This window comes from Micrococcus sp. KRD012 (assembly GCF_017168555.1).
Lineage (GTDB): Bacteria > Actinomycetota > Actinomycetes > Actinomycetales > Micrococcaceae > Micrococcus > Micrococcus luteus.
The window spans coordinates 283,388-296,380 of sequence record NZ_JABFBB010000003.1; the positions used below are offsets into that span (position 1 = coordinate 283,388).

Sequence of the window (12,993 nt, forward strand, 5' to 3'; positions counted from 1 at the left end):
CCTCCCGGGTGGTCCTCCTGCGGAGGGCCGGGAAGACTGGTGGCGGGCTCTCCCGCCGTACCGCAGCCGCCTGGGTCGTGCCCGAGGCGGCCCCGGAAGATCAGTGGTCGTTCGCGTCGATCGCGCCCTGGATGTAGATCGCGGTCAGCAGCGTGAAGACGAAGGCCTGCAGGTACATGATCAGCAGCTCGAGGAAGTACAGGGCCACCGAGCCGAGGATGACCAGGATGCCGGTGCCCTGCAGGGCCAGGCTGCCGGTCTGCGTGATCAGGTAGGCGGCGCCGGCGCCGGCGAGCATCACGATCATGTGGCCGGAGAGCATGGTGGCCATCAGACGCAGGGAGTGGGTCAGCGGGCGCACGATGAAGTTGGAGATGATCTCCAGCGGCACGAGCAGCGGCAGGATCCAGCCGGGCACACCCGAGGGCACGACGGCCAGCTTCAGGTAGCGCACGCCGTGGCGCTTGATGCCGACGCCGATCCAGATCGCGTAGACGATGAGGGCCAGGCCGTAGGCGGCGCCCGCGTGGGAGAAGGTCGGCAGCTGCAGCACCGGGATGGCGCCGAACAGGTTGTTCAGCAGCACGAAGAAGAAGATGGAGAAGAGCAGCGGGACCCACTGCTTGAAGTTCTTCTCGCCCAGGATGTCCTTCGCGATGTCGTTCCGGACGAAGGAGTAGCCGGACTCGGCGAGCCACTGGGCCTTGCCGGGCACGAGCCGGGGACGGCGCATGGCCCACGCGAAGAAGGCGGTGATGAGCACCACGGAGAGCAGGACGAGCAGCATCTGCTTGCCGAAGCCGGTGCCGTACTCCGCACCCCAGGGGAAGATCTCCGGGAGGTGACCATCAGAGATGGTGGGGGGCACGAATGATGCGTTGGCCAGCACGAGGGTCAGCACGCGGTTCCTCTCCGAAGTGATGCAGTCGACGGGACCGCAGCCTCGTCCCCGGACCACAGGCGGGCGCCGCGACATTGCGGGGGTACCGGTGCGATGCGAGACACGGATGGCGGCAGGTGGGCGCCGTCGAAGTGTTCGCCGCCAACGATACCAAACGGTGACCCGTGCTCCGTACCGCAGACGGGGCCCACGACATGGCCCCCGGCTCGGTGTCTTCGCCCCTCGGGCGGGTCAGTCGGCGTAGATCCCGCGGCGGGTCCGCGCGAAGACGAGGACCTCCGCGGCCTGCCAGACGAGGATCGTCACGAGGGCGGCGATCGCCGCCGCGTCCGCCCGGACCCAGCCGGGGCGGGGCAGGACCCCCAGCAGCACCGCGAACACCGCGATCTTGAGCACGAACAGCCCCACGCTGACCGGCAGCGCCGCCTCGCGCGCCCGGTCCCACACGAGTGCCGTCGTCGCCCCGGTGAGCGCCGAGAGCGCAAGCACCGCGCCGCCGCCCAGCAGGGCGCTCCCGGCCGCCTCCCCGCCGGCGGAGAGCAGCCACGCGGCGCACGTGATCGCCAGGGCAGCCCCCGCCGCGGCCAGGGACCACCCGAGGATCCCCCACCAGCCACGGCGGTTCTCCCAGCGGCGCCGGCGTCGGCGACCTCCCGCCCCGGTCACGCGTCCCCCCGCTCGTCCGGGTGGGCCGCGGCGTCGTTCCGGACCGCGCGACGGCGCTCCACGATCGGATGCAGGGTGAGGTAGCCGGCTCCGGCCAGGGCCACGGCGAGCACGGGCAGGACGATCATGGGGTCCACGAAGTTCAGGGACACCGCACCCCATGCCACGAGGAACGCCCAGAGCCAGAGCAGCGCGACGGCCTGCGCCTGGGTGTAGCCGCCGTCCACGAGCTTGTGGTGCAGGTGCCCGCGGTCCGCCGAGAAGGGGCTGGTGCCCTTGGCCGTCCGTCGCAGCACGGCCAGGGCGAGGTCCGCGAGCGGCAGGGCGAGGACGGCGACGGGCAGCAGGATCGGCATGTAGGCGGGGACGTTGCGGAAGCGCATCCCGTCCAGGGCGTTGACGTCGGCGGTCACGGCGACCGCGGCCGCGGCCATCAGCAGGCCGATGAGCATGGCCCCCACCTCGCCCATGAAGATGCGGGCCGGGGCCAGGTTCCACGGCAGGAAGCCCACGCACGCGCCGACGAGCAGGGCCATGAGCAGGGTGGCGAGGTTGGCGTAGTCGAACTGGTTGATGGTCCGCGTCAGCAGATACGAGTAGACGAAGAAGGCCGAGCCGCCGATCAGCGCGACGCCCGCCGCCAGGCCGTCCAGGCCGTCCACGAAGTTGATCGCGTTCATCGTCAGCACCACGGCGAACACCGTGAGGATGACCTGCGTGGTCTCGTTCCCCACCGGGATCCAGCCCACCGGCATCGCCTCGATGCGGATCCCGCCCAGGGCCACCGCGAGTCCGGCCAGCACCTGGCCGGCCATCTTCACCCACCAGCGCAGGTCCCACATGTCGTCGGCGATGCCCACGACGAGCACGACGGCGACGGCGACCAGGAGCCCGCGCATCGCGGCGTCGTCCGCGTAGATCCCCTGGAGGAACGGCACGACTCCCCCGACGGCGAATCCCACCAACACGGCTGCGGCCATGGCCACGCCGCCCAGCTTCGGCACGGGGTGCCGGTGCACGTCCCGCTGGCGCAGCGGGGTGAACACGCGCGCGCGCAGCCCCAGCCGGCGCATGAGGGGCGTCAGGGCCCCGCAGGCGACGGCCGTGACCACGACCAGGACGAGATACGCGCGCATGGGGGCCGGTCAGGCCTCCGGGTCGGCGGGACGCGCCGCGGCGGCGTCGTCGGCGGCCGCGATCCGCTCGGCGGCGACCGGCGGCTCCTCGCCCTCGGCGAGCAGGTCCGGCACCACCGCGCGCAGCTCCTCCAGGGGCACGGAGCCCTGCCGGGCCACGCGGAACGGGGTGACGGTGCAGTCCACGATCGTCGAGGGATCCCGGCTCTCGCGGGGGCCGGCGTCGAGGTAGAGGGCCACGGACTCCCCCAGCATCGAGCGGGCGGCGTCGGCGGTGGTGGCGGCGTCCATGCCGGTGCGGTTCGCGCTGGAGACGGCCATGGGGCCGACGGCGTAGAGCAGTTCGCGGGCCACCGCGTCGTCGGGCACGCGCAGGGCGACGGTGCCGCGGGTCTCGCCGAGGTCCCAGGTCAGCGTGGGCTGGGACTTGAGGATGAGCGTGAGGGCGCCGGGCCAGAAGCGCTCGGCGAGGGCCTCGGCCTCCTCCGGCACGTCGTACGCGAGGCCGGCCATGACGCGGCGGTCCGCGATGAGCACGGGCGGCGGCATGGTGCGGCCACGGCCCTTGGCGGCCAGCAGCACGGCCACGGCCAGCGGGGAGAACGCGTCCGCTCCGATGCCGTAGACGGTGTCCGTGGGCAGGACCACGCAGCGGCGGTCCGCGAGGACCTCGCGGGCGCGGGCCACGGCATTCTCGAGGGCGGCCGGATCCGAGACGTCGATGAAGTCACTCACGTCGGTCATTCTTCCACCTCCGCGCCCGCCGCGGCTTCGCCGGACCGGCGCGCCGTCAAGAACCGATCTCGCCCGGTGAGGTCCTGGTGGACTCGTTCGCCCGTGAACCGCCGGTCCGCGCCGAGGGCGGACAGGAGGGCCGGGCCCTGCGTCTCGTGGTGCTCCATGGCGAACAGGCCGCCCGGGGCGAGCAGGTCCGCCGCCCGGTGCGCGATGGCGCGCGGGATCCGCAGCCCGGGCGTGTCCCCGCCGTAGAGCGCCCGCGCCGGGTCCAGTCGGGCCTCGGGCTGGGCGGGCACCTCGGCCTCGGGCACGTAGGGCGGGTTGCTCACGACGACGTCCACGCGGCCTTCGAGGTCGGGGCACGCGACAAGGGCATCGGCTTGTCGCAGGTCGACCCCGCGCGAGGCGAGGTTCCGCCGGGCCCAGTCGGCCGCCGCCGGGTCGAGCTCGACGGCGGTGACGGCGAGCGGGCGGCCCCGCGCCTCGCCCCACGCCGCGACGGCCGCGGCGATCGCGCCGGAGCCGGTGCACAGGTCCACCACGACGCCCGCCGCGGGCCGCGCGGCCAGGTCGGCCACGACGGTCTCCACGAGCAGCTCGGTCTCCGGCCGCGGGATGAAGACGCCTGGGCCGACCGCCAGGTCGAGCCCGTGGAAGTGCGCGACGCCGGTCAGGTGCTGGACGGGCTCGCGGGCGGCGCGGCGCCCGACGAGCGCCTCGAAGGCCGCCGCCTGCGCGGGCTCGGCCACGGCCCCGGCGAACACCCGGGCCAGCAGCGCGCCGCGGTCGAGGCCGAGCACGTGGGCCAGCAGCAGCTCGGCGTCCACACGCGGCGAGTCGATGCCCACCGCGGTCAGGCGGGCGGCGGCGTCGCGCAGCAGCGCGGACCAGGCCGGTGCGCTCACGCGTCCCCGCCCAGCGCGGCGAGCCGCCGCTCCTCGTCGAGGGCGAGGCAGGAGGCGATCACGGCCTCGAGGTCGCCGTCGAGGACCGCGTCGAGGTTGTGCGCCTTGTAGCCGGTGCGGTGGTCCGCGATCCGGTTCTCCGGGAAGTTGTAGGTGCGGATGCGTTCCGAGCGGTCCATGGTGCGCACCTGCGCGGCGCGCGCCGCGGAGTTCTCGGCGTCCTGCTCCGCCCGCTGCCGCTCGAGCAGCCGCGACCGCAGCACGCGCAGCGCGGCCTCGCGGTTCTGGATCTGGGACTTCTCGTTCTGCATGGAGACGACGATCCCCGTGGGCAGATGCGTCAGACGCACCGCGGAGTCGGTCGTGTTGACGGACTGGCCGCCCGGCCCGGAGGAGCGGAAGACGTCCACTTTGAGGTCGTTCGGATCGAGGTGGACCTCGTCCGGGGCGTCCACCTCGGGCAGCACGAGCACGCCGGCGGCGGAGGTGTGGATGCGGCCCTGGGACTCGGTGACGGGCACGCGCTGCACGCGGTGCACGCCGCCCTCGAACTTGAGCCGGGCGTAGACGCCGTCGGCCGGGTCGGCCGCGCTCCCCCGCACCGCCACGTGGACGTCCTTGTAGCCGCCCAGGTCGGAGTGCGTGGCGGAGAGGATCTCCGTCTTCCAGCCCCGGGACTCGGCGTAGCGCAGGTACATGCGCAGCAGGTCGCCGGCGAACAGGGCCGCCTCCTCGCCGCCCTCGCCGCCCTTGATCTCGAGGATCACGTCGCGGGCGTCGTCGGGGTCGCGCGGGATCAGCAGCCGGCGCAGCCGTTCGGCGGCCTCCGCCTCGACCGCCTCCAGACCGGGCACCTCGGCCGCGAAGGCCGCCGCGTCGTCGTCGCCGGCCGCGGCCAGCTCCCGCGCGTCGGCCAGCTCCTCCGCGGCCGCCGACCAGGCGCGGTGGGCCGTCACCACGGCGCCGAGCTCGGCGAACCGCCGGTTCAGCCGCCGGGCGAGTGCCGGGTCCTGGTGCACCGCCGGGTCGGACAGGCGCGCCGTCAGCTCGCGATGCTCCGCCAGGAGCCGATCCACGGCCTCGCGCCGCTGGTCCGAATCGAACACGTGCGTGCCTCTCCTCCTCCGGCCTCAACGGGCCGGGCTGTCCGACGCGGACGGCCCCGCCCCGTCCGGCGGAGACGAGCTCCCCCGGGCGGGACGGGGCCGTGCGACGGGACGGTCAGTCGTCGCCCTTGGACCCCAGCGTGGTCTTGGAGACCAGCATGAGGAACTCGGCGTTGGACGCGGTGTCCTTGATCTTGTTGGTGAGCAGGTCGAGGGCCTGCTGCTGCTCGAGGCCGGAGAGCACCCGGCGCAGCTTCCACATGATCTTGACCTCCTCCTGCGAGAGCAGGGCCTCCTCGCGGCGGGTGCCGGACGCGTTGACGTCCACCGCCGGGAAGATGCGGCGCTCCGCGAGGTGGCGGGACAGGCGCAGCTCCATGTTGCCGGTGCCCTTGAACTCCTCGAAGATCACCTCGTCCATGCGCGAGCCGGTCTCGACCAGCGCGGTGGCCAGGATGGTCAGCGAGCCGCCGTTCTCGATGTTGCGGGCGGCGCCGAAGAACTTCTTCGGCGGGTACAGCGCCGAGGAGTCCACACCGCCGGAGAGGATGCGGCCCGAGGCCGGGGCGGCCAGGTTGTAGGCGCGGCCCAGGCGGGTCATGGAGTCGAGCAGCACGACGACGTCGCGGCCCATCTCCACGAGGCGCTTGGCGCGCTCGATGGCCAGCTCGGCGAGAGTGGTGTGGTCGTCCGCCGGGCGGTCGAACGTGGAGGCGATGACCTCGCCGTCCACCGACCGCTGCATGTCGGTGACCTCCTCGGGGCGCTCGTCGACGAGCACCATCATGAGGTGGACCTCGGGGTTGTTCGTCTTGATCGCGTTGGCGATCGACTGCAGGATCATCGTCTTGCCGGCCTTGGGCGGGGAGACGATGAGGCCACGCTGGCCCTTGCCGATGGGGCTGACCAGATCGATCACGCGGGGGCCGATCAGCTTGGGATCGGTCTCCAGGCGCAGGCGCTCCTGCGGGTACAGGGGCACGAGCTTGCCGAACTCCACGCGCTGCGGGTGCTCGACGGCGGGCTGACCGTTGACCGAGGAGATCTTCACCAGGGCGTTGAACTTCTGACGGTTGGAGCCGCCACCGTGGTGCTGCTGCTTCTCGCCGTCGCGCGGGGCGCGGATCGCGCCGACGACGGCGTCGCCCTTGCGCAGACCGTACTTCTTCACCATGGCCAGGGAGACGTAGACGTCGTTCGGGCCCGGCAGGTAGCCGGAGGTGCGGACGAACGCGTAGTTGTCCAGCACGTCGAGGATGCCGGCCACGGGCTGCAGGACGTCGTCCTCGGTCAGCTCGGTCTCGTCGACCTCGGGGCCGCCGCGGCCACGGCGGTTGCGGCCGCGCTCGTTGCGGTTGCGGCGGTTGCGACGGTTGCGGCCGCCCTCGTCGTCGCGGTCGTCGCGGCGGCTGCGGTCCCCGCGTCCGCCGTCGCCCCGGCCGCCGTCCTCGGACTTGTCGCCGCGCTGCTCGCGGGAGCCGTCGCGGCCGTTCTCACGGTCCCGATTGTTCTCGCGGCCGTTCTCGCGGTCGCGGCCGTTCTCGCGGTCGCGGCCGTTGTCGCGGTCCCGCCCGTTGCGGCCGTTGCGGCCGCGGCCGTTCTCGCGCCCGTTGTCATCACGGTCCTCCCGGTCGCCGCGGCGGTCCGCGTCGGCGCCGTCCTCGCCCTGGGCGCCGTCGGAGCGACGGTCCTGACCCTGCTGGGCGTCGTCGTCGCCGGCGCGGCGGCGGCCGCGGGAACGGCGCTCGGACTGCGGGCGGTCCTCGCCCTCGTCGCGGGTCTCGGACCCCCCGGACCGATCCTGGTCCGAGGCGGTCTCCCGGGGGCCCTGCTCGGTCTGGGCCTCGCGGGCCTCGGCCTGGGGCTGCCCGTCCTGGGCGACGGCGGCCGGAGCGGAGGTGTCGGCGTCGGCGCGGCGCGAGCGGCGGCGGGCGGGGCGCTCGGCGGCCGGGGCGGCGTCCTCGGAGGACGCGGCCGCCGGGACGGCCTCGGCGGCGGGGGCCGCGGGGGCCTGGGCCGCGCGCTCGGCGGCGTCGCGGTCCGCCACGGAGCCGCCGCGCTGGTGGTCGGAGATCGCGGTCACCAGGTCGGCCTTGCGCATGCGCGAGCCGCCGGCGATGCCGAGCTGGGAGGCCAGGGCCTGGAGCTGGGCGAGCTTGAGCGAGGCCAGGCCACCGCCGTTCGTCGGCGTGGTCTGTTCCGTGGATTCGGTCACGAAGGTTCCTTCTCCCTCGAATGCGGCCCGGCGGCGCGTGGCGCGTCGGGCTGCGGTGTGCATCCGGTCGGGCCGCGCAGCGGCGCCCCAGAAAACCGGGTTTCATGGTGTGAACTCAGCAGTGGCGCCTCCCCTGATCGTGCGCAGTCGCTGCGTGACGGGGCGGAGGCGTCCGGACTCGACCGAGCCGGAGGGGGTCCCGCATTCGGCCGTGCGCAGCACGGGATGGATCGCGGCGGGGTTCCGGCCGACGGCGCACGGTGCGTCCGGCCGTCGCAGGCCCGGGCACCGGAGACCCGGGCCGCGCGAGGCGGTGGGGTCAGCCGTGGTGGAGTGATTCCACCCTAACACCGTCCACGGCCACGCACGGCACCAGCACGCGCCAGGCGGCCGCCCCGTCCGCCGTCAGAGCACGCGCCGCCTCCGCGGCGTGCTCGGCCGCCTGGACGCCGTCGCACAGCGCGAGCACCGTGGGACCCGCGCCGGAGACGACGGCGGCGTGGCCGCGCTCGCGCAGCCCCGCGACCAGTGCGGCGCTGGCCGGCATGGCCACGGCGCGCGGCTCCTGGTGCAGCCAGTCCCGCGTGGCGGCCGGCAGCAGCGCGGGGTCCTCCGCCAGCGCGTGGACGAGCAGCGCGGCACGGCCGGCCTGGGCCGCCGCCACGGCGTGGGGCACCTCGGCGGGCAGCACGCCCCGGGCGACGTGGGTGGACAGCTCGGTGTCCGGGATCGCGACCACCGGCACCACGCGCTCGTGCAGCCGCAGCCGCGCCGTGGCCGGGCCGGGGACGTCGTCACGGGTCCAGGAGACGGTGGCCCCGCCCACGAGCGCGGGGGCGACGTTGTCCGGGTGCCCCTCGAAGCGGGTGGCCGCCTCGAGCAGGTCCGCGGGCGCCCGGCGCAGCGCGGCCGGCAGCAGGGCCTCGGCCGCGGCGTAGGCCGCGACGACGGCGGCCGCGGACGAGCCGAGCCCGCGGGCGTGCGGGATCCGGTTCACGGCGCGCAGGTGCAGCCCCGGCGCGGTGAACCCGCGGTCCCGCAGGTGCTCGTGCGCCAGGCGCAGGATCAGGTGCGCGCCGTCCCGCGGCAGGGTGGCCTCCCCCTCCCCCACGACCTCCGCGACGTCGGGGCCCGCCACGACCGTGAGCGTCACCTCGTCGCGCAGCTCCAGGGCCAGGCCCATCGAGTCGAAGCCGGGGCCGAGGTTGGCGGAGGTGGCGGGGACGGAGACGGACGCGGCGGTCCCGGGCGCCAGCGGCTGCGGTGCGGCCATGGCTCAGCTCAGGCCGAGGGCCTGGGCGACGGTGACCACGTCGAACGGCACCGAGCGCGGGGTCACGTCGGCGCCGTCGGCGCCACGCAGGGCCCACTGCGGGTCCTTGAGGCCGTGGCCGGTGACGGTGATGACCCAGCTCTTGCCGGCCGGCACGTTCCCGGCGGCGTGGTGCTTGAGCAGCCCGGCGACGCCGGCGGCGGAGGCGGGCTCGACGAACACGCCCTCCTTCGCGGAGAGCCAGCGATGGGCCTCGAGGATCTCCTCGTCCGTGACGGAGTCGATCATCCCGCCGGACTCGTCGCGGGCGGCCTCGGCCTGCTCCCACGAGGCCGGGTTGCCGATCCGGATGGCGGTGGCGATCGTGTCCGGGTCGGTCACGGGGTGGCCCTGGACGATCGGGGCGGCGCCCGCGGCCTGGAAGCCCCACATCACGGGGGTCTTCGTGGCCACCGCGGGCAGCTCGGCGTCCGAGGCGCCCTCGTGCGGGTTCACGTAGGGGGCGGCGTACTCGCGGTAGCCCTTCCAGTACGCGGTGATGTTGCCCGCGTTGCCCACGGGCAGCAGGTGGTAGTCCGGGGCGTCGCCGAGGGTGTCCACGACCTCGAACGCGCCGGTCTTCTGCCCCTCGATGCGGGCCGGGTTGACGGAGTTCACGAGGAACACGGGGTAGTTCTCGGCCAGCTTGCGGGCCACCTCGAGGCAGTCGTCGAAGTTGCCCTGCACCTGGAGGATCTCCGCGCCGTGGGCCACGGCCTGGGACATCTTGCCCATCGAGATCTTCCCCTCAGGCACGAGCACGGCGCACGTGATCCCGGCCTGCGCGGCGTAGGCCGCCGCCGAGGCGGAGGTGTTGCCGGTGGACGCGCAGACGACGGCCTTCGCACCGTCCGCGACGGCCGCGGTGATCGCCATGGTCATGCCGCGGTCTTTGAAGGAGCCGGTCGGGTTCATGCCCTCGAACTTCACGTGCACGGTGCCCTGCACCAGCTCGGAGAGGTGGGGGGCGTGGATGAGCGGGGTGCCGCCCTCGCCGAGGGTGATCACGCGCGTGTCCTCGGTGACGGGCAGGCGGTCGGCGTACTCGCGGACGACGCCGCGCCACTGGTGTGCCATGGGTCAGTTCCCTTCGACTCGGAGGACGGACGCGACCTCGTGGACGACGTCCAGGGCGGCGAGCGCCTCGACGGTGGCGTCGAGGTCGCGCTGCCGCGCACGGTGGGTGATCAGCCGCAGGGACGCGCCGGGGGCGTCCTCGCGCTCAGATGGGACCTGGCGCAGCGTCTCGATGGAGACGCCGTGCTCCTCGAACACCCCGGCGACGCGGCGCAGCACGCCGGGCTGGTCCGCCGCGCGCAGCACGACCATGAAGGAGGTGTGGGCCTCGGCCGGGTCCAGGGCGGGCAGGGCGGTGACGGGGGTGCGCAGGCGCGCCGGGCCGCCGCGCACGATGCGCTGGGCGATCGAGACGACGTCGCCCATCACCGCGGAGGCGGTGGGGGCGCCGCCGGCGCCGGGACCGTAGAACATGAGCTCGCCGGCGTTGTCGGCCTCCACGAAGACGGCGTTGAACGCCCCGCGCACGGAGGCCAGCGGGTGCTCCCGCGGCAGCAGGGTGGGGTGCACGCGCAGGACCGCGCCCTCGGCGCCGTCGGCGGCGCGGCCGCGCTCGGCGATCGCCAGCAGCTTGATGACGTAGCCCGCCTCCGCGGCGGCGGCGTTGTCCTCGGCCGTGATCGCGGTGATGCCCGCGACGGCCACCTGGTCCAGTGTGTACGGCGCCCCGAACGCGATGGTCGCCAGGATCGCGGCCTTCGCGGCGGCGTCGTGGCCCTCGACGTCGGCGGTCGGGTCGGCCTCGGCGTAGCCGAGCCGCTGGGCCTCGGCGAGGGCGTCGTCGAAGTCCGCCCCCTCGGAGTCCATCCGGTCGAGGATGAAGTTGGTGGTGCCGTTGGCGATGCCCATCACGCGGGTGACGCGGTCGCCGCCCAGAGAGTCGCGCAGCGGGCGCAGGATCGGGATGGCGCCGGCGACGGCGGCCTCGAAGCTGAGCTGCGCGCCGGTGGCGGCGGCCGCGGCGTACAGCTCCTCGCCGTGCTGGGCCAGCAGCGCCTTGTTGCCCGTCACCACGGACGTGCCGGCGGCCAGGGCGCGCAGGATCAGGGTGCGGGCCGGCTCGATGCCGCCCATCAGCTCGATGACGACGTCCGCGCCGTCCACGAGCGCCTCGGCGTCGGTCGTGTAGAGCGCCGGGTCCGCCTGCCAGTCGCGCGTCGCGCCCGTGTCCCGCACCGCGATGCCCGTGAGCTCGAGGTCGGCGCCCACGCGGTCCCGCAGGATGTCGGCGTCCTCGGTGAGGATCCGGGCGGTCTGGGACCCCACGGTCCCGCCGCCCAGCAGGGCGACCTTGAGTGCGGTGGGGGCGTCGGTGTGCTGGGGCATGGTCCTCCGTGATCCAGGGTGGGTCGGGCCCGCGCGACCGCGCGGCCCGGCTGGCCTCGAATCTAGCGCGGCGCCCCGGCCCGTCCCACCGCGCGACACTCGGTGTCCGCAGAGCGGGACGGACCCACCCGGGCTCGAGGCCGGCGGCCGGGTGCGCCGCGCCCGCGTCCTCAGCGGGCGAGGCGCGGATCGGCCTCGCGGGCGAACAGGTCCTCCTGCGTCTCGCGACGGATGATCACCCGCGCCTGCCCGCCGGAGACCGCGACGACGGCCGGGCGGGCCAGCGCGTTGTAGTTCGAGGACATCACGTGCGTGTACGCGCCCGTGGCCGGCACGGCCAGCAGGTCGCCGCGGCCCAGGTCGGCCGGCAGGTACACGTCGCGGACGAGGATGTCGCCGGACTCGCAGTGCTTGCCCACCACGCGGGAGAGCACCGGCTCGGCCTCCGAGGTGCGGCGCGCGGAGACGGCGGTGTAGTCGGCGTCGTAGAGGACGGGACGCGGGTTGTCGGACATGCCGCCGTCCACGGCGACGTAGCGGCGGGCCGCCGTGCCGCCGTCGGGGGCGTCCGCGTCCACGGTCTTGGTCACCCCGACCGTGTAGAGGGTCAGGCCCGCGGGGCCTGAGATGGCCCGCCCCGGCTCGAGCGAGACCCGCGGGCACCTCAGGCCGAGGCGCTCGACGGTCTTCTGGACGTCGTCGGCGAGGGCGTCGGCGATCTCCGCGGCCGGGCGCGGCTCGTCCACGGCCGTGTAGGCGATGCCGTGGCCGCCACCGAGGTCGAGCTCGGCCAGCTCCACCCCGTGCTCGGCCTTGACCTCGGCGAGGAACTCGAGCACGCGTCCGGCCGCCAGCCCGAAGCCCTCGGCCTCGAAGATCTGGGACCCGATGTGGCAGTGCACGCCCAGCAGGTCGATCGACTCGGCCGCCAGGGCCGCGGCCACGGCGACGGCGGCCGGCGAGCGCCCGGCGATGTTGCCGTCCCGGCCGGTGGAGGCCGGGGCCAGGGAGAGCCCGAACTTCTGGTCCTCGTGCGCGGTGGCGATGAAGTCGTGGGTGTGCGCGTGCACGCCCGGGGTCAGCCGGAGCATCACGGGGGCGCAGTGGCCGGCCTCGGCCGCGAGCGCGGCCAGGTGGGTGAGCTCGTCGAGCGAGTCCACGATGATCCGACCCACGCCCGCCTCGAGGGCGGTGCGCAGCTCGGCGTCCGACTTGTTGTTGCCGTGCAGGCCGATGTGGGCCGGGTCGACGCCGGCGGCCAGCGCGATCGCCAGCTCGCCGCCGGAGGCGGTGTCCACGCGCAGGCCCTCCTCGGCCGCCCAGCGGGCGGTGGAGAGGGTGAGCATGGACTTGCCGGCGTAGTAGACGTCCGCTCCCCCGCACAGGTCGGCGAACGCGGCGTCGAAGCCCTCGCGGAACGCGCGGGCGCGGGCGCGGAAGTCGTCCTCGTCCACCACGAGCAGCGGCGTGCCGAACTCCGCGGCGAGCGCGCTCGCGCGCAGGCCCTGGACGGTGAGCTCGCCGTCGGCCGCGCGGTCCACGCCGGCGGCCCACAGGCCGGGCACGAGCGCGTCCGGGTCCCCCGGCGCGGGGAGCCAGGCGGGGGCGAGC

At 74.6% G+C, this 12,993-nt stretch carries 11 protein-coding genes; all 11 read right to left on the bottom strand.

Annotated elements, in window-relative coordinates:
- Positions 1 to 100: 100 nt before the first annotated feature.
- Positions 101 to 901: a F0F1 ATP synthase subunit A gene (gene atpB / locus J1M37_RS01740; RefSeq protein ID WP_036382182.1), complete on the bottom strand. Its 801-nt coding sequence runs from the start codon at positions 899 to 901 to the stop codon at positions 101 to 103.
- Between the two features lie 231 nt (positions 902 to 1,132).
- Positions 1,133 to 1,567, bottom strand: coding sequence for a hypothetical protein (locus J1M37_RS01745; RefSeq protein WP_036341344.1), 435 nt, complete (start codon positions 1,565 to 1,567; stop codon positions 1,133 to 1,135).
- Complete coding sequence (locus J1M37_RS01750) at positions 1,564 to 2,703, bottom strand: MraY family glycosyltransferase (RefSeq protein WP_049147157.1); 1,140 nt, start codon at positions 2,701 to 2,703, stop codon at positions 1,564 to 1,566. Before J1M37_RS01750 ends, J1M37_RS01745 begins: the two co-directional genes overlap by 4 nt.
- 9 nt (positions 2,704 to 2,712) lie before the next feature.
- The gene (locus J1M37_RS01755) at positions 2,713 to 3,447 is read right to left on the bottom strand and encodes an L-threonylcarbamoyladenylate synthase (protein ID WP_049147160.1); all 735 of its coding nucleotides are present in this window, start codon (positions 3,445 to 3,447) and stop codon (positions 2,713 to 2,715) included.
- Positions 3,444 to 4,346, bottom strand: a complete 903-nt coding sequence (gene prmC, locus J1M37_RS01760; protein WP_049147162.1) for a peptide chain release factor N(5)-glutamine methyltransferase — start codon at positions 4,344 to 4,346, stop codon at positions 3,444 to 3,446. The genes J1M37_RS01755 and prmC overlap by 4 nt, the downstream gene beginning before the upstream one ends.
- Positions 4,343 to 5,452: a peptide chain release factor 1 gene (prfA, locus tag J1M37_RS01765; protein WP_206452002.1), complete on the bottom strand. Its 1,110-nt coding sequence runs from the start codon at positions 5,450 to 5,452 to the stop codon at positions 4,343 to 4,345. Before prfA ends, prmC begins: the two co-directional genes overlap by 4 nt.
- A 115-nt stretch (positions 5,453 to 5,567) precedes the next feature.
- Positions 5,568 to 7,667: a transcription termination factor Rho gene (rho, locus tag J1M37_RS01770; RefSeq protein WP_049147163.1), complete on the bottom strand. Its 2,100-nt coding sequence runs from the start codon at positions 7,665 to 7,667 to the stop codon at positions 5,568 to 5,570.
- A gap of 319 nt (positions 7,668 to 7,986) precedes the next feature.
- Positions 7,987 to 8,940 (bottom strand): homoserine kinase, encoded by a 954-nt coding sequence (gene thrB, locus J1M37_RS01775; protein ID WP_044659212.1) that lies wholly within the window; start codon positions 8,938 to 8,940, stop codon positions 7,987 to 7,989.
- A 3-nt stretch (positions 8,941 to 8,943) separates the two neighbouring features.
- A complete protein-coding gene (gene thrC / locus J1M37_RS01780) occupies positions 8,944 to 10,056 on the bottom strand; it encodes a threonine synthase (protein ID WP_036313078.1) in 1,113 nt (370 codons plus the stop codon).
- Positions 10,057 to 10,059: 3 nt separating this feature from the next.
- Positions 10,060 to 11,382 carry a homoserine dehydrogenase gene (locus J1M37_RS01785; RefSeq protein ID WP_044659213.1) on the bottom strand — a complete coding sequence of 441 codons (1,323 nt, stop codon included), beginning with the start codon at positions 11,380 to 11,382 and terminating at the stop codon, positions 10,060 to 10,062.
- Between the two features lie 170 nt (positions 11,383 to 11,552).
- Positions 11,553 to 12,993, bottom strand: a 1,441-nt coding sequence (gene lysA, locus J1M37_RS01790) for a diaminopimelate decarboxylase (protein WP_206452003.1), incomplete at its 5' end; no start/stop codon positions are given.